We start from the raw sequence: 15,931 nt of genomic DNA on the forward strand, positions 1-15,931 counted from the left end.
TGTTCTCTGATGACTTCTCCCGGGCAATGACATCGTCTATCTGCCCTAACAGGACATGTATCTTCTTCATCAGGCGTTCACGGTTCCGCTCAACCGTTTTTCGCCAGACGAAAGTGTACCTGTTGGCTTTGGATTCGATCTTTGTCCCGTCAATGTATTCCACATTCAGGCTGATGAAATCTTTGGAAGAAAGAAGAAGTACGGTTTGCGTAAACACCTCGTTGATTTCCTTCTTCACCCGGTTGCGGAAACGGTTGATGGTAATGAAATCCGGTTTCTCATATCCGGCCAGCCAGATATAATGGATGTCACGGTGAAGGAGCTTTTCAATTTTCCGGCAGGAGTAGATGTTGTTCATATAGGCATACAGAATGACCTTGAGCATCATCTTGGGGTGGTAAGGGCTGCGACCGCATTCCTTATACAGCTTTCTGAAACTTTCAAGATTCAAGCCCTCAACCAGGGCGTCAACCATGCGCACCGGATCGTTTTCTGCAATATCCTCATCAATTCTTTGAGGAAAAAGAATGGTTTGGTTGGGATTGTAAGGACGAAAATGTATCTTTGTCATAGTGAAATTCTTATGCCTAAAGATACAAAATCTTTAGGTAATAACAAAGCCCCAGCTTGTGAAAGTCGGGGCTTTTGCGTAAAAAACAGAAGGGGTGCATTTTGACACACCTTCAGCAGATTACCATTCAGTAGATACCAGTTCTGAAAGATGTAAACAACTTGTTTCTTAGATAGCCTTATAAATATGCTACTACTTATTACAGTTCATTTGGAAATGTTATTCTCACTTTTATTCCTCCGCTTTTTCACTTGCTCCACTGCTTCAGATATGATTCCCTTGTTTTCAAAACGCTGCGTGTAATTGGTATAATCCGGGTGAATACGTTCGTAAGTTGGGTCAGTGAATAAGGGACTCGTAATAATGTGGTCCGCAGTCGAACGGTTACAGCAGAAAACAATATTTTCAACTCCAGCCAGTCTGGTCAATGCTTTCACATCCGTATCGTGCGGCTGTAGTGTCATCGGATCTGTAAAAAAGAACAGATAGTCTATTTCTCCTTCTACGATCCGCGAACCAATTTGCTGGTCACCTCCTAAAGGACCAGATTTCAGGATTGTGATATCCCATTTGATTTCAGGATGTTTTTCTTCAAGGGCTTTTTTAATTAGTGTACCGGTTGTACCCGTACAATAGAATTTATGTCCTATCAGACGTTCCGAGTTCCAGAGAACCCACTCTATCATGTCTTTTTTCATTGCATCGTGTGCAACAAGCCCAATTCTTCGAACAATTGTTTTCATTAAGCTAAATTATTTTTATATGATAAATTATAATAACAAGAAAAAACTAATTCTATTGAAGGCCGGAGGATGACCGGATAAGTCTGAGCAATTCTTTGTTTGCCCGGCTATCCATGATGGTTTCCCGTTTTTCTTCAAAAAGATTGAGTGTTGTGGAGCATTCCCCACAGATGTCAATGCCCACTACCTGTTCTTTCTGAAGAATAACAGCCAGCAGTATCTCCAATTCCCATAAGCTGAGAGAACCTTGATCCCAGTTTGTTGCTGCCGAAGCCGGATTCAAGACATCCTTGTCTATGGAAATGTAAACCGGCCCGTTGATATGTCCGGAAGAAAAGTCCTGCCAACCCTCTTCGTGCATGAGCGTAGTTTCACTGTAAAACCGGACTTGTCTTTCATATCCTTTCGGCACAGCCTGTATCAGTTTGTCTGAAGCACCTACGATAATTACTTTCTTGCAGTTGTTGTTATGGTCCAATATATCCTTTACCCAACTTCCGCAAGAAAGTATGTTGTCAAACAACGGTGGCTGCATATCGGGATGGTGGTCGAACACAATCAGCGAAAACGGAGTTTCGAGTTTGTCTGTCCAGAATTTAGTCAAATAATGATAGTTGCCTGAATCGATGAAATGGACTCCCTCCGCCGGATAATCAGCAATCATCCGCTTCAAAGCCAAAGTACCATCCCTGTCACAGTAGCCCTCTGTACCATAAAGATGACGACAGTCCAACCATATAAACTTATTGTTCCGGGCAAACGCCTCGTAGTCATACACTCCCGTGAAGTTCATGATGATGATCGGCCATGCTCTCCGTTTATCTGTTTTTTGATTTTGCCCGCTCATACGTTGTTTTTGCATTTCCTTTTACTGTTCATTAAAACCATCGTACATAACAGAAATCTTGCCGGTGAGGTAACAAAGCATTCTTGGGATACATACGGAAGGCCTGCTTGAAGCTTCCGGCGTTGAAAATGCCGGATGTCGCCTTAAAGGTATATAAATTCCCATTCTTGGAAACTGACGAAAGGGGAATTACCTCATATATGTGATCCTGACCGCCTTCATGCCTGATAATGACCGATTCTATTCCGATTGCGTCATCCAGGCCTTTCTCATCAACGACAACCGTCACCTCATATTCCTTTCCGGCTTCAACCGTGGCATTCAGCCCATTCCCAGCCTCTATGGATTTGATTTCTATGGCATCCCATCTGCTCCGGACGTTTGCTTTCCAGTCAGCCATCATTTTCGCCTTCGCAAAGTTGTCGGCTGCCAGAATATGGAAATGCTCTGACAGCTTGTTATAGAACCTGTCATAGTAGTCGTCCAACTGTCTTTTCATGGTAAAATGGGGAGCGATTTGTGCGATTGAGTTCTTGATATACTTGACCCAGTTTTCCGAATAGTTCTTCCCCCCATGCTCGTAATATAGTGGCAGGATGTCATGCTCCAACAAATAATAGATGGCTTCGGCATCCAGCTGGTTTTGGTACTGTTCATTCTGATAAGTACTTTTATCGGTCAGTGCCCATCCGGCATCCTTGCGGTATCCTTCATACCACCAACCGTCCAGCACGGAGAAATTAAGCACACCGTTCATCAATGCCTTCTCGCCCGACGTACCCGAAGCTTCTGCCAACCGCGTAGGGGTATTCATCCAGATATCCACACCCGAGATAAGATGGCGCGCCAGGTCCATGTCGTAATTCTCCAAGAATATGATTTTACCTAAAAATTCCGGGCGCCGGGATATTTCCACGATTTGCTTGATCAGTCCCTGCCCGGCACCGTCATTGGGATGGGCTTTGCCTGCAAAGATGAACTGTACCGGATATTTCGGATTATTCACGATCCTAGCAAGTCGGTCTATATCCGTGAACAGAAGATGAGCCCTCTTATATGTAGCAAAACGGCGTCCGAAACCTATTAGAAGGGCATCGGGATTGAATCTCTCAAAAATGGAAACGCTCAATGCCGGATCAACCTGACTCCTGAGCCAGTCCTTGCTGCATTTGCTTTTGATATAGTCCAGCAATTTTGCTTTCTGTTTTAACCGGGTATTCCATATCTCTTCATCTGGGATGCCATAGACAGCCTCCCAGATTTTCTGATTGGACTGGTCACAGAAAAAGTTCTCATCAAAATTGTCCTTGAAAAGCTTTTTCCATTCTACCGCACACCAGGTAGGCAGATGTACCCCGTTGGTTACATAACCCACATGGTTCTCTTCCGGGAAGTATCCCTTCCAGATCGGCGCAAACATTTGCTGAGATACCGATTTATGTAACTTGCTGACGCCGTTTACCTCCTGGCAGGTCTTGCAGGCGAAGACAGACATGCAGAAACGTTCCTCCTTGTCTCCCGGATTGTGACGCCCGAGATCCATCAGGTTATCCCAGGTTATACCCAACTTGCCAGGATATCCCTTCATATATTTATTGAAAAGCCCTTCGTCAAAATAATCATGACCAGCGGGTACGGGAGTATGTACGGTATAAAGTGAGGAAGCACGTACCAGCTCCATGGCCTGCCCAAAATTCAAGCCGCCATTTATGTAATCACAAAGCCGCTGGATATTGATCAATGCGGCATGCCCCTCATTACAGTGATATACATCCTTCGTTATACCCAAAGCTTTCAGCGTCATCATCCCGCCTATGCCAAGCAGAATTTCCTGTTTTAGCCGATTCTCCCAGTCACCTCCATACAGATGGTGAGTGATAGGGCGGTCAAACTCGCTGTTGAGTTCATTGTCCGTATCCAGCAGATAAAGGGGGATACGCCCCACACTGGCTTTCCAAACATTGGCATGTACCACAAAACTGTCGGCATAGGGGACGTGGATTACCAGTTGTTTCCCATCCGGTTGCATTACCTTTTCAATCGGGAGCTGCCCGAAATTCTGCGCTTTATAATTGACTGTCTGCTGGCCGTCCATGGAAAGCGACTGGTCAAAATAACCGTAACGGTACAAAAGTCCTATGGCACAAAGGTCCACATTGCTGTCCGACGCCTCTTTTAGGTAATCCCCCGCCAACATTCCCAAACCACCGGAATATATCTTAAGAACTTCATCCAAGCCGTATTCCATGCTGAAATAAGCTATTGACGGGCGCTGGTGGTCCGGTTCCACATCGATGTATTTTTTGAAGGCGGAATAGACGGCATCCATTTTATAGACAAAGTTCTCATCATGTGCCAGCGCTACCAGCTTTTCATAATTTATCCGCTCCAGAAACAATACCGGATTCTGTTCCACCTCTTTCCAAAGTCCCGGGTCCAAATCACAATACAGTTTCTTTACGTCATCATTCCATGTCCACCAGAGATTATGTGCGATTTCTGCAAGCTTCCGCAGTTCTGCAGGAAGATGTGAACCTACTGTAATCTCCCTCCATTGAGGGGTATTTACATTATAACTTGAATATTCCATGACATTTTATATTAAATTAAATAAGTTCTAATCTTTATTCAATCCTTTTATTATTTTTCGTTTACCGACAATCCATACCGTATCATTCTCCTTGAAAATTGTATCAGGGTCTGGATTCATAATATTCGCGGTACTCCTCTCTATTCCGATAATGATGCTATCCGATATGTCCGCCTCCCGGATCGTCTTTCCGATCAATGGTGAACCTCCTTCGACAGGGAATTGCCCTATTTCCATCTCATCCTGCAAGGATGTTTCGTTCCCGTTCCTTTCTACCTCCTTTTGTTCCATGGATGTCCGGAAGCTTTCCAACTGCCGGTCCGTACCTACGACCGTAACCTTGTCATATGGATAGAGATGTTCTTCCCCTTGTGGTATATCCAGGCGTTTTTCTCCACGGGTGATTGAAATCACATTTATCTGAAACAAGGTGCGTAGTCTGCTTTCTTTTAATGTTCTGCCCACATATATGGAATCAGGGGATACTGTGAAATCCGCCAAATGTAATTCCTTGAACGGGATATTGCTGCCAAGGGTGGAGCCTGTATCACTTTCTGTAGAAAGTCCATTCCCATCCGTCCCTTGAAAGTTTGCCATAAATTGTCTCTCTATAGTCAGCGACCGTTTCTTGATCCGCTTGGAAAAATAAATGACGGCAATGATAATGGAAGAGACTACCAGCCCGGCTCCCAAGGCAACATTGAAAAGATGGGTAATGATACTCATCATGATAATCGTGCAGATCAGTATTTTGACAAGTACTATTGATACCAAAGGCCCTCTGTTGAACTTGTTGTCCGTCCAGAGTTTACGGAACTCGGTTGAATTGTTCTTTTTCATGATGATGGCCCACAGAAACGGGGATATGACAAGAAAGATGATGACGAAGCCCAACAAGTTCCCTTCCATTCCCGGCAGACTTTTCCTAATCAAAGGATGTACATAGGAAAAATATAAAGTGATGAAAAAAACGCATACGACTAGATAGAGTGTGACAGACACCAGCATAGACCGGATCAGTTTATGCCAAGTACCCTGGTGTTTTACAGTCATTGCCCCGGACGTATAGTGTACGAGATAATCTTTCAGGGATTCAGGCAGGTGGCTGTCTATAAACCGGTATGCAGGTTCCGAAAGCCGTATCATATAGGGGGTAAGAAAAGTCGTTATGACAGATACGGCCACTATGACCGGATAGAGATACTTGTCCGTGACATTCAGACTGACGCCTAAAGATGCGATAATGAATGCGAACTCACCGACCTGTGTCAGTGAAAAGCCGGACTGTATGGCGATTTTCAACGGCTGGCCGGAAAGCAGGATACCAAAGCTCCCGAATAGTACCTGGCCGGACAGTACCAGCAATGTCAGGGTGAGAATAGGGACAGCATATTCCCACATCATGGCAGGATCGATCATCATTCCCACCGACACGAAAAATATGGAAGCGAACAGGTCTTTTACCGGCTGTACGATATGTGCGATTTTTCCCGCTTCAACGGTCTCTGCCAGCAGGGACCCCATGACAAAGGCTCCTAATGCGGCAGAAAATCCCGCTTTTGTCGCAATCATCACCATTCCCAGGCAAAGTCCCAGAGAGGTTATCAATAAAATCTCGTTGCTGGTGAAACGGCGTATCTTCTTCAGCAGGGTAGGTATCAGATAGATGCCCAATGCCGACCAGAAAATCAGGAAAGCGGCCAGCTTCAATATACTTTCCAGCATCTCCTTCCCTTCAAAATGTTTGCCTACCGCCAACGTGGAAAGAATAACCATCATCACTACCGCCACCAGATCTTCGATGACAAGAATCCCCAAGACAATGCCGGTGAATTTCTGTTGGAGAAGTCCCATGTCATTGAAGGCCTTGAATACGATGGCCGTGGACGACATGGACAACATTCCACCCAGAAAAATACTGCTCATGTGGGAGAACCCCATTGCATTCCCCGCTGTATAGCCTATGAACATCATGCCACATACAATAGTGACAGTGGCAACGATAGCCGTAATGCCCACATTTATCAATTTCTTGAACGAAAAGTCCAGTCCCATCGCGAACAGCAGAAAAATGACACCGATGTCCGCCCATATTTTGATATTGGCAGGATCGGAAACAGTCGGGACCAGGGAAACGGAAGGACCCGCCATAATACCGGCTACAATGTAGCCCAATATGACCGGTTGCTTCAGCCACTTGAAAATGACGGTTACAATACCGGCAATAATCAGAATTATGGCAAGATCCGATATTAAAGGAGCAACTTCTGACATATTAACGGTTATTTTAGATCGATAATTCGTTAAGGACCCGGATCAGGCTTTTGTCAATAGGCTTGTCCTTTTTGATTGCCTGGACAAAAGGAACATAAACAATCTCGTTGTTCCGTATGCCTATCATAACATTTCGCTGGCCTTCCATCAAGGCCTGGATTGCGGCTTCACCCAGCCGGCTTGCCAGTATGCGGTCATTGGCACTCGGAGCGCCACCCCGTTGCAGATGGCCCAGGATAGAAACCCTGACATCATATCCGGGATATTCCTTCTTTACCCGGTCGGCGTAATACATGGCACCTCCATTCTTGTTTTCAGGACTTTCGGTCACAATTACGATGCTGCTGTTTTTCGTCTTTCTGAATCCACGTCCGATGAATGTTTCCAACTGGTCCACGTCCGTCCGGTCTTCCGGAATGATGGCCGCTTCAGCACCGGAAGCTATTGCGCTGTTTTGTGCCAGGAAGCCCGCATCACGCCCCATCACCTCGACAAAGAAAATGCGGTCGTGCGAGGTGGCCGTATCCCGGATTTTGTCCACACACTCCACGATGGTGTTCAGGGCCGTATCATATCCTATGGTAAAATCGGTGCCGTACAGATCATTGTCAATGGTGCCGGGCAATCCTATGCACGTCACATCATACTCCTCCGCAAAGATCCGGGCTCCCGTCAGGGAACCGTCTCCACCGATAATTATCAATGCATTGATGTTCTCTTTCTGTATGATCTCATAAGCTTTCTTGCGTCCTTCGGGAGTGATGAAAGTCTCGGAGCGGGCTGTTTTCAGTATGGTACCTCCCCTCTGGATAATGCTGCTTACGTCTTCCGTAGTGAGTTCTTTCACTTCACCGGCAATCAGCCCCTCGTAGCCTCTATAAATTCCTTTCACTTTAAATCCGTTAAAAATAGCGGCGCGGGTCACGGCACGGATAGCCGCGTTCATTCCGGAAGCGTCCCCTCCGGAAGTCAGAATTCCTATATATTCATCTTTTTTCATCTATCTCAGTTCTTGTTTTGTTTCATTCTGCTAATATAGCTTTCAGTTTTTTCCGGCAGTGAAAAATACGGCTCTTTATAGTTCCCAAACTCACGCCGGTTCTTTCCGCTATCTCACGGTATTTGAATCCTGACAGGTACATCTCAAAAGGTATGAAATGTGACTCCGGTACACTTTTGATGGCATTACGTATCTTTTCCAGGTCATAGTTCTTGTCCACCTCCTCTCTACGGGACTCGTCCATGATCCGCGAATAATATGCAGGATCGGAGGATATGTACAGGCGGGTATGACCGACCTCCGCCCGGTAACCGTTGATAAGCGTGTTGCGCATGATGATAAACAGCCACCCTTTGAAATTCGTGTTCTTGTTGTAACTTTCTTTGTGAAGCATTGCCTTGAGCAGGGTATCCTGCAACAGGTCTTCCGCCTTCTCCCTGTTAGCTGTCAGTTTGTACGCAAAACGGAACAGTTCGTCCTGTACGCCAAGTAGTTCTTTTTCAAAATTGAATTCCTTCATCGGTTGTGCCGGTTCCCTGTTCCGGAAGTGTCTGTTAAAGGTCGGACGGCTTTTCCGAACAAGAAAAGCCTGTCCGACCTTACGACATTCCAGATCTGGAATTATTTAACCTCGATAGCCTTGGAAGTTTTTTGTTTTTCTTCCTCCTTCATTTTCGGGATTTCAATGGACAGAATCCCGTGTTCGACTTTTGCGGAGATCTTATCCTTCTCCACATTTTCAGGCAGCAGGATGGTCTGCTGGAACTTGGAATATGAGAATTCGCGGCGGAGATACTTCTTGTCTTTCTTCTCCTCCTTCTTCTCTTCTTTCTTTTCCATGCAGATTGTCAGGTTGTTGTTCTCGTCAACATTCACCTTGAAATCATCCTTTGTCATTCCGGGAGCCGCCATTTCAACCTTGTAGTCCTTGTCATTCTCAATGACATTGATGGCAGGAGCCGTAACTCCCGTTTTTGCCAGCCACTCATTCTCGAAGAAATCGTTAAAAATACTCGGCAACCAGTTTGAGTTTGTTTTTACAGGTACCATTTTTACCTCCTTTTTTAAATTGTTAATAAATAAAATATTCAAAAAGACAATACAATCCAGTCTGATTGACTGACTTTTATCGTCTGATCATACCTTGTTCAGCTACAGCCTTTGTCCGTTTCCGTATCTCTTCCGGGTTTCCAAGGTAGTAGTCCTTGACAAGAACCAGTCTGTCGTCAAATTCAAAGACATAAGGAACCGCCGTAGGCAGGTTCAGGTTGGAAATATCCGTATCGGAAATCCCTTTGAGATGCTTGATGATTCCGCGCAGGCTGTTGCCATGGGCGACTACCAGCAGGCTGTCCTTATACATCAATGCGGGAAAGATGATGCATTCCCAGTAAGGCATGACACGCCCAATAGCATCTTTCAGGGATTCCGTACGGGGAAGTTCCCTATCTGGCACACCGGCATAGCGGATATCCATGCCCGGATTACGGGGATCATCTTTGCCTACCGGAGCGGGAGCCACGTCATAGCTTCTTCGCCAGATGTGTACTTGTTCTTCACCATATTGGACCGCCGTCTCACTCTTATTCAGTCCTTGAAGCATGCCGTAATGCTTCTCGTTCAGCCGCCAGGTCTTTTCAACCGGAATCCAGTCTTCATCCAGCCGGTCCAGGACACAGTTCAACGTTTTTACGGCACGTTTCAAGTAAGAAGTGTAAGCTGCCTCAAAAGAAAATCCGGCCTCCCGTAATGCATCGCCTGCCTTGCAGGCTTCTTCGACTCCTTTCTCGCTTAAATCCACGTCCGTCCATCCGGTAAAACGGTTTTCTTTGTTCCATAGGCTTTCGCCATGACGTAATAACACTATTCTTTTCATGGATACTTCTCCTTTATGCAATGGTTATTGAAGAATCCAGATATACGTCCTGAATGGTGTTCAGAAGTTGAACTCCGTCTTTCATCGGTTTCTGGAAAGCCTTACGACCGCTGATCAGCCCCATACCACCTGCACGCTTGTTTACTACTGCCGTTACGACGGCATCATGCAGGTCGGATTCCCCATGGGATTCCCCGCCCGAGTTGATCAATCCGACACGTCCCATATAGCCATTCGCCACCTGATAACGACAAAGGTCTATCGGATGGTCAGTGGTCAGTTCCGAATACATACGCTCGTTTGTCTTTCCGAATCCGATAGCCTTGAAACCGCCGTTATTGGATGGGAGCTTCTGCTTCACGATATCGGCTTTGATGGTAACCCCGATATGGTTGGCTTGTCCTGTTAAATCGGCAGCGGCATGATAGTCGGTTCCATCCTTTTTGAAGCTGCTGTTTCTCAAATAGCACCATAAAATAGTAGCCATTCCCAGTTCGTGGGCATATTCAAAAGCCTGTGACACTTCTACTATCTGGCGGCGGCTTTGTTCCGAACCGAAATAAATGGTAGCGCCGACAGCTACAGCACCCATGTTCCATGCCTCTTTTACCGTACCGAACATTACCTGGTCGTAGCTGTTCGGATAAGTCAACAGCTCGTTATGGTTCAACTTCACGATGAAAGGAATCTTATGGGCGTACTTACGTACCACAGCTCCCAGAACTCCGAATGTGGATGCCACGGCGTTGCATCCTCCTTCAATGGCCAGCTTTATGATGTTTTCGGGATCGAAATAAAGCGGATTGGGGGCGAAAGACGCTCCTGCAGAATGTTCTATCCCCTGATCCACCGGCAGGATGGAGACATACCCGGTATTGGCCAGACGCCCGTGCCCATACAGGGCTTGTAGGCTCTCCAAGGTGCGTATATTCCTGTCGGAATTCATCCATACCTTATCTATCATATCCGGTCCCGGAATATGGATAAGTTGTTTGTCTATCGTCTTACATGTATGGTTCAGGTAGTACTCAGCCTGTCCTCCCAATAAATCTACTATTTTCATCTTATTTATTTTTATTGATTATTCTGGTTTATGACTCCCGTTCACCCAGTTTTGCATCCATAAAAAGGATAGCACTGTCTCCGGCTTTCCTTAGCCGACTAACAATATTGAGTACATTCGCTTCTTCTTCTACCTGCTCACGAACAAATTGCCACAAGAAGTTCTGAGTGGCATTGTCTTTCTCTTCGGATGCTACCTGTACCAATTCATCAATCAGTTTGGAAACATGTTTTTCATGCTCCAAAACATGTTCGAATACTTCAACAGGGTTACCCCAACCTTGTGGAACCACATCGACCTTGTCCACTTTCGGAGTTGCCTCACGCTTAATCATGTACTCAGCAATGGCATATGCATGCCCGATCTCTTCTGCAGATTGTTTCTGCATCCAGCGAGCCATTCCGGAAAAGCCCTCTCTTTCCAGATAAAAAGACATCGATAAATACAGGTTGGCAGACCATAATTCTGCTGTGATTTGCTCATTCAGGGCATTTTGCAATTTTTCAGTCATGACGAATCAAACTTTTAATGTTAATAATAAATCCAAATTATCTCTCTTCTTTAAGAACAAGCATGGGCTTGTTTCAAAATTTCAATTAATACCGGACGTATCCCGCTGATAAAACATTCCACGGCGATCACCATCAGAATAAGTCCCATCAGTCTCATCATTACATTGTTTCCCGTCTCTCCCAAGATTTTTAAAAGCTGGGTGGACGCGCACAGAATAAAGAATGAAAGAATGCAGACCAAAGCGATTACGCCAAGCAATACTATTTTGAAAGTATATTCCGAAGCATCTTCCATCAATGTTATTCCACTGGAAATCGCTCCCGGACCGCATAACATCGGAATGGCAAGAGGTGTGATGGTTATATCTTTGGAATATTCTTTTCGTTCAGTTTCATTCAGTTTCACATGGGTGAAATGTGCCTGCAACATATCATATCCGATTTTAAAGATGATGATACCTCCCACAATCCGGAATCCGTCTGTTGAGATGCCGAAAAAATGAAACAGGAACCTGCCCGATAATGTAAAAAGGACTAATATGATAAATGCAATGGTACATGCTTTCAAGGCGATACATCTGCGTTCTTTCGTATCCATTCCATCAGTCATTTGCAGGAATACCGGCATCACTCCAAGCGGGTCCATCAAGGTGAATAGCGAAGTGAAACACAATGTTATATATACAAATATATCCATGATGACATATATTTTATTGTCGATTATTATATCGCAAAAAACATACCAGATAGCATTCTGCAATATTAAATTTTGCAGAATATCAATCTTAAATCCATACCGTTAAAAATAAGGTAGTCTCCGTTCGTTTTCCTTGGCGAGGATACGTAATAATTCCATAAATACCGTACTTACATATATACGGTCTGCATACAACCCGCTGATGAAAGAATGGAAGGACATGTTCACATTCCGGCATAATATGAGAAATGTGTTTACCTGACATGATATGTACTGCTCGTGTTCAAGCAATTCATTCAGGGCATTCAATGGCGTTGTCCATTCATGTGTATCCCGTTTCATTTCATTGATTGCAACACATCCTCCATCATGGCATATCCGATTCATCATCTGATAAACCTTGTTCATATTGTCCTGTGCTTGGGAGTTTAGCCAGGAGCTAAGTATTGGAAGCCGTTCATCTTCAAAATAGACCTGCAATGACAGGTATAAACCGGTTGACCATATTTCTGTATTGATCAACTCATTCATGGCGTTTTCTATTCGTTTATCCATTATCACTCTGAATATTGAAAATCCATTACTAATATTATGTGTTATTCCCTGTATATAAAAATTCCATTCGATTGTGGGTAACCCATAAAACGGAATTCTTAAACGAGGCTTAAATAATAGGATACTTATCCGCATAGACAAATTGTCACAAAAAAATAGTGCTATGGTGTCTTTTTGTCTTGTCTTCCTTGCAGAATATCCAATAAGATATCCAGTTCTCTTTCTATTCCTTCAATCTTATCGGAAATACAGTCCAAAGTATTATGGTGCAGACTAGCTTTACAGTCCTGCAACTCTCTTGATAGAGAAAGTACCTGCAACCAAAGTTCTTCCTCTGTGTGACAGGGGGAGTTACTATTATCTAGTACCATAGAAGGCAGAAAAGTGTCTTGGCATGTAATTTGTATGATAATGAACGGTATGTCCCGAAAGAGACAGGATGGAAATGAAAGGATAGAATATTCCACAAAAGACAGTAACAAACGAAGGGGGGGAAGTCGTTGGAGACAGTTGTCTCGCTTTTAAAACAAGTTGCTTTCATAATGTTTATAATAAGCTAACCCTGTTCCCTGGAGTTGTGTTTATATAAAGTTAAGCGTGGGAACTTTGGTATTACCGTTCAGAAGTATCCCCATACTCAACAACATATAATACACAAAGCCCCACGCCTATATATAACAAAAATCTATATAAATAGTACGTGGAGCGTCCAATGTATTATCCAATTGTTGTTTCGAAATTGGGGATTTCCTGAACTTGGATAATGCCTTAACGCTTTACTATAAATCTTCTATTTTTAAAAGACTAATACAAATGTAATAAAAGAAATGAATTCTTTCAAAGGAAATATCTCCTTTTTTAAGGGGTGGCTTAATTTTTCTTCATTAAAAGTCTTAGAATTACTGCCTGCCAAAGCCCGTCACAATTTTTTTGAAATCCTCAAGCTGTACATTAAGCTCTATATAGTACAAGCAGAAAAACAGACCATGATGCCGCAGGCAGTATAGGCCATAACCCACTCTTCCGTGAGTATCTTATCTATTTGACAATAATAAAAATGTAAAGGAGGATAATGGCATGGACAATATTCGTATCCCAATACATATAGGTTAACATATAAGGGAAAATGGTCACGGAGTCCACAAACCGTAGAATGAAAAAATATATTTCCATCGTGCACGGTTTATACCTCTATCCGGATATTTGGCCGGTGCCGCAAAATGCACAATGCATACTCCATAAAAAACACCAGGGAGGAAAAATAAGTCATACTGAACAACGCCTGTCTGTAATGGGTCATGGATACAAATGGACTACAGATAATGGCTGCAATGGATATAACGATACAATCAAGCACAAAATAATGTACGAACGTGCCTATCAGTTGCATTTGGATGAAGCAGTACCACTTCATGCGATGTTTGGTTAGATTGAGTATGGATATAGGGGCTTAAAAATTAGACAGATACAAATTTACTAAAAAAGGAGAGGCGTCTCAAAAGAGGTGTTTACAAACTTACTTTTGAAGATTTCATCCTTTCAAACTGCTTTTTCGTTGCCATAAGCCTCCTAAGAGGCTACTTTTGCAAGATTATATGCTATGGCTAGCAGGGCGAACTCAATTTCAACCTTCTTAAATCCACGAAGATGGAACCTCTTGAAGTGCTTGTTGTTCTTGAGGTTTCCAAATACGGCTTCCACATCCTGTGGTCGCTGACTGCGATATTTCAGACCTTCATCAGAGAGTAGCTTTTCACGTTCTCTTTCCTTGATTTTCCTCAGACGGTGATTTACCTGTACAATCCTTTCCGAGCGGCTTCTGTAGCACCGGCATCTTAACGGGCAGCCCTTATAGTTACGTGCCTTGTATCTTGATATGGTCTGCACAAAACCGTTGTTTGTTACCCGCCTTGCATCGGAGAGTCTTTCCATTCTCTGTCCCATAGGACAATACATGCCGTCGGTTTCTTCGTTATGAAAATAATTGTACTTTATAAAGGTTTCAATGCCATGTCTGAAAGCATACAGATAGTTCTCTTCACTTCCGTATCCGGCATCACAGACAGACACGTCAGGGTATCTGCCGTAGAGGGAATGGAAATCATCCATATGCAGAGGATAGGTGGAGGTATCGCCCAACACTGATGGATGGTATAGTTCAGAATGAACTGTTTATTGGTACTGAACTGGGGATTGTATCCGGGTTTGAGTTGTCTGTTCTTCATATGGTCATCTTTCATGCGCATGAAAGTAGCATCATTGTCTGTCTTTGAGTAGCTGTTACGTCCGTCAAGTATCTTTCCCTGCGATTCATATTTCTTGAGCTGTTCAAGCCATGACTTCCTTACACGTCTTACCTTCGCTTTCATCTTCTTGTCAGCATCCACTCCATTCAGGGCATCATCTATCTGCCCGAGTGCCTTTTCCACTTTCTCCGGGGTGATATCCTGATAGGCAACCGGAGCGGAGTCACGCAGTTCCTGCTTGGTGAGGGAGTCGGCGTATTGCCATATCTCCTCAAGCTGTTCCGCGATTCTGGATATGCGGGTATGTATAGATTTGCCCCCAGACGAACGTATAACGGTTGGCGTTCACCTCCATCTTCGTCCCGTCGGTACAGGCCACATCCAGACTTACAAAACCTTCCGCCACGAGAAACTTTACAATGGTTGCAAATATCGTCTTCAGCACATCCTTTAGCCGGCTGCTGCGGAAACGGTTGATGGTATTATGGTCAGGAGTTACATTGCCGGTAAGCCACATGAGGGACATTCATTAAATATTACAAAATCAGCCAACTAATTCATACACAAAGTATTGCGAATTAGTTGGCTTTTTTGTATCTTTAGGTATTCCCCCGGAAATAAGGTTTGACGGCCAAAACGGGGGAAATATCCAAACTAATAAGATATGGCAAAGATACAAAATATTTCAGAAATTCACCCTACTTTGTGTTTTACAGAATTTGATATTCTGGAAAAATACCGCAAGAGTTTTAATGAGAGTGAGCTTGGCAAGCTTCATTCTGTCTTTCCGTTTGAATGTATGGCAAAAGCCGCAGGCCTGTCGGACCGGCGACTGGGCCGCAGGAACATATTCAGTCCTTCCGCAAAGATCGCCCTTATGGTCCTGAAGGCATACACCGGATTCTCCGACAGGCAACTGGTGGAACATCTGAACGGGAACATACACTACCAGATTTT

The 15,931-nt window shown here is 44.1% G+C and carries 18 protein-coding genes and 1 pseudogene; 2 read left to right on the forward strand and 17 right to left on the reverse strand.

What is annotated here, in order from left to right; all coding sequences use genetic code 11:
• The 14 genes from H8S52_RS18410 to H8S52_RS20205 form a co-directional block, all read right to left on the reverse strand.
• A partial coding sequence (locus H8S52_RS18410) for a transposase (RefSeq protein ID WP_186910359.1) occupies nucleotides 1–571 on the reverse strand: 571 nt, incomplete at its 3' end.
• A 206-nt stretch (nucleotides 572–777) separates the two neighbouring features.
• Nucleotides 778–1,314 (reverse strand): methylglyoxal synthase, encoded by a 537-nt coding sequence (locus H8S52_RS18415; protein ID WP_005654459.1) that lies wholly within the window; start codon nucleotides 1,312–1,314, stop codon nucleotides 778–780.
• Between the two features lie 52 nt (nucleotides 1,315–1,366).
• On the reverse strand, nucleotides 1,367–2,176 hold the full coding sequence (locus H8S52_RS18420; protein ID WP_117666528.1) for an arginase family protein: 810 nt from the start codon (nucleotides 2,174–2,176) through the stop codon (nucleotides 1,367–1,369).
• A 16-nt stretch (nucleotides 2,177–2,192) separates the two neighbouring features.
• Nucleotides 2,193–4,751 (reverse strand): alpha-glucan family phosphorylase, encoded by a 2,559-nt coding sequence (glgP, locus tag H8S52_RS18425; RefSeq protein WP_186910360.1) that lies wholly within the window; start codon nucleotides 4,749–4,751, stop codon nucleotides 2,193–2,195.
• Nucleotides 4,752–4,778: 27 nt separating this feature from the next.
• On the reverse strand, nucleotides 4,779–7,025 hold the full coding sequence (locus H8S52_RS18430) for a cation:proton antiporter (protein WP_117859137.1): 2,247 nt from the start codon (nucleotides 7,023–7,025) through the stop codon (nucleotides 4,779–4,781).
• A 13-nt stretch (nucleotides 7,026–7,038) separates the two neighbouring features.
• On the reverse strand, nucleotides 7,039–8,025 hold the full coding sequence (gene pfkA, locus H8S52_RS18435) for a 6-phosphofructokinase (protein WP_005825800.1): 987 nt from the start codon (nucleotides 8,023–8,025) through the stop codon (nucleotides 7,039–7,041).
• 22 nt (nucleotides 8,026–8,047) lie between these two features.
• A complete protein-coding gene (locus H8S52_RS18440; protein ID WP_117666526.1) occupies nucleotides 8,048–8,545 on the reverse strand; it encodes an RNA polymerase sigma factor in 498 nt (165 codons plus the stop codon).
• Between the two features lie 101 nt (nucleotides 8,546–8,646).
• Nucleotides 8,647–9,075, reverse strand: a complete 429-nt coding sequence (locus H8S52_RS18445; RefSeq protein ID WP_005851963.1) for an Hsp20/alpha crystallin family protein — start codon at nucleotides 9,073–9,075, stop codon at nucleotides 8,647–8,649.
• 76 nt (nucleotides 9,076–9,151) lie between these two features.
• Nucleotides 9,152–9,901, reverse strand: a complete 750-nt coding sequence (gpmA, locus tag H8S52_RS18450) for a 2,3-diphosphoglycerate-dependent phosphoglycerate mutase (RefSeq protein WP_005654449.1) — start codon at nucleotides 9,899–9,901, stop codon at nucleotides 9,152–9,154.
• 13 nt (nucleotides 9,902–9,914) lie between these two features.
• Nucleotides 9,915–10,964 carry a class I fructose-bisphosphate aldolase gene (locus H8S52_RS18455; protein ID WP_117666524.1) on the reverse strand — a complete coding sequence of 350 codons (1,050 nt, stop codon included), beginning with the start codon at nucleotides 10,962–10,964 and terminating at the stop codon, nucleotides 9,915–9,917.
• Between the two features lie 28 nt (nucleotides 10,965–10,992).
• Entirely contained in the window at nucleotides 10,993–11,475 is a 483-nt protein-coding gene (locus tag H8S52_RS18460; RefSeq protein ID WP_117666522.1) for a ferritin, read from the reverse strand.
• Nucleotides 11,476–11,525: 50 nt separating this feature from the next.
• Nucleotides 11,526–12,173, reverse strand: a complete 648-nt coding sequence (locus H8S52_RS18465) for a MarC family protein (protein WP_005851956.1) — start codon at nucleotides 12,171–12,173, stop codon at nucleotides 11,526–11,528.
• 102 nt (nucleotides 12,174–12,275) lie between these two features.
• Nucleotides 12,276–12,704 carry a ferritin-like domain-containing protein gene (locus tag H8S52_RS18470; protein ID WP_005851954.1) on the reverse strand — a complete coding sequence of 143 codons (429 nt, stop codon included), beginning with the start codon at nucleotides 12,702–12,704 and terminating at the stop codon, nucleotides 12,276–12,278.
• Between the two features lie 185 nt (nucleotides 12,705–12,889).
• The gene (locus tag H8S52_RS20205; RefSeq protein WP_005654431.1) at nucleotides 12,890–13,099 is read right to left on the reverse strand and encodes a hypothetical protein; all 210 of its coding nucleotides are present in this window, start codon (nucleotides 13,097–13,099) and stop codon (nucleotides 12,890–12,892) included.
• A 782-nt stretch (nucleotides 13,100–13,881) separates the two neighbouring features.
• Here H8S52_RS20205 and H8S52_RS18475 point away from each other — a divergent pair.
• On the forward strand, nucleotides 13,882–14,157 hold the full coding sequence (locus H8S52_RS18475) for a hypothetical protein (RefSeq protein ID WP_005654429.1): 276 nt from the start codon (nucleotides 13,882–13,884) through the stop codon (nucleotides 14,155–14,157).
• 140 nt (nucleotides 14,158–14,297) lie between these two features.
• Here H8S52_RS18475 and H8S52_RS20060 read toward each other — a convergent pair whose 3' ends face one another.
• The 3 genes from H8S52_RS20060 to H8S52_RS20070 form a co-directional block, all read right to left on the reverse strand.
• Entirely contained in the window at nucleotides 14,298–14,837 is a 540-nt protein-coding gene (locus H8S52_RS20060) for a transposase (RefSeq protein WP_040315702.1), read from the reverse strand.
• Nucleotides 14,720–15,157 (reverse strand): hypothetical protein, encoded by a 438-nt coding sequence (locus H8S52_RS20065; RefSeq protein ID WP_005654427.1) that lies wholly within the window; start codon nucleotides 15,155–15,157, stop codon nucleotides 14,720–14,722. Before H8S52_RS20065 ends, H8S52_RS20060 begins: the two co-directional genes overlap by 118 nt.
• 88 nt (nucleotides 15,158–15,245) lie before the next feature.
• A complete protein-coding gene (locus H8S52_RS20070; protein WP_255470124.1) occupies nucleotides 15,246–15,491 on the reverse strand; it encodes a transposase in 246 nt (81 codons plus the stop codon).
• A gap of 147 nt (nucleotides 15,492–15,638) precedes the next feature.
• Here H8S52_RS20070 and H8S52_RS18485 point away from each other — a divergent pair.
• Nucleotides 15,639–15,931: pseudogene (locus H8S52_RS18485) on the forward strand (DDE transposase); the annotation flags it as partial.

The organism is Bacteroides sp. NSJ-48 (assembly GCF_014287405.1).
Classification (GTDB): Bacteria; Bacteroidota; Bacteroidia; order Bacteroidales; family Bacteroidaceae; genus Bacteroides; species Bacteroides stercoris.

Coding starts and splice junctions, on each gene's coding strand:
- H8S52_RS20060 (WP_040315702.1), bottom strand. CDS start 14,837: ATGGATGATTTCCATTCCCTCTACGGCAGATACCCTGACGTGTCTGTC.
- H8S52_RS18420 (WP_117666528.1), bottom strand. CDS start 2,176: ATGCAAAAACAACGTATGAGCGGGCAAAATCAAAAAACAGATAAACGG.
- H8S52_RS18470 (WP_005851954.1), bottom strand. CDS start 12,704: ATGAATGAGTTGATCAATACAGAAATATGGTCAACCGGTTTATACCTG.
- gpmA (WP_005654449.1), bottom strand. CDS start 9,901: ATGAAAAGAATAGTGTTATTACGTCATGGCGAAAGCCTATGGAACAAA.
- glgP (WP_186910360.1), bottom strand. CDS start 4,751: ATGGAATATTCAAGTTATAATGTAAATACCCCTCAATGGAGGGAGATT.
- H8S52_RS20070 (WP_255470124.1), bottom strand. CDS start 15,491: ATGTGGCTTACCGGCAATGTAACTCCTGACCATAATACCATCAACCGT.
- H8S52_RS18460 (WP_117666522.1), bottom strand. CDS start 11,475: ATGACTGAAAAATTGCAAAATGCCCTGAATGAGCAAATCACAGCAGAA.
- pfkA (WP_005825800.1), bottom strand. CDS start 8,025: ATGAAAAAAGATGAATATATAGGAATTCTGACTTCCGGAGGGGACGCT.
- H8S52_RS18455 (WP_117666524.1), bottom strand. CDS start 10,964: ATGAAAATAGTAGATTTATTGGGAGGACAGGCTGAGTACTACCTGAAC.
- H8S52_RS18445 (WP_005851963.1), bottom strand. CDS start 9,075: ATGGTACCTGTAAAAACAAACTCAAACTGGTTGCCGAGTATTTTTAAC.
- H8S52_RS18430 (WP_117859137.1), bottom strand. CDS start 7,025: ATGTCAGAAGTTGCTCCTTTAATATCGGATCTTGCCATAATTCTGATT.
- H8S52_RS18475 (WP_005654429.1), top strand. CDS start 13,882: ATGAAAAAATATATTTCCATCGTGCACGGTTTATACCTCTATCCGGAT.
- H8S52_RS18440 (WP_117666526.1), bottom strand. CDS start 8,545: ATGAAGGAATTCAATTTTGAAAAAGAACTACTTGGCGTACAGGACGAA.
- H8S52_RS18415 (WP_005654459.1), bottom strand. CDS start 1,314: ATGAAAACAATTGTTCGAAGAATTGGGCTTGTTGCACACGATGCAATG.
- H8S52_RS18465 (WP_005851956.1), bottom strand. CDS start 12,173: ATGGATATATTTGTATATATAACATTGTGTTTCACTTCGCTATTCACC.
- H8S52_RS20205 (WP_005654431.1), bottom strand. CDS start 13,099: ATGGTACTAGATAATAGTAACTCCCCCTGTCACACAGAGGAAGAACTT.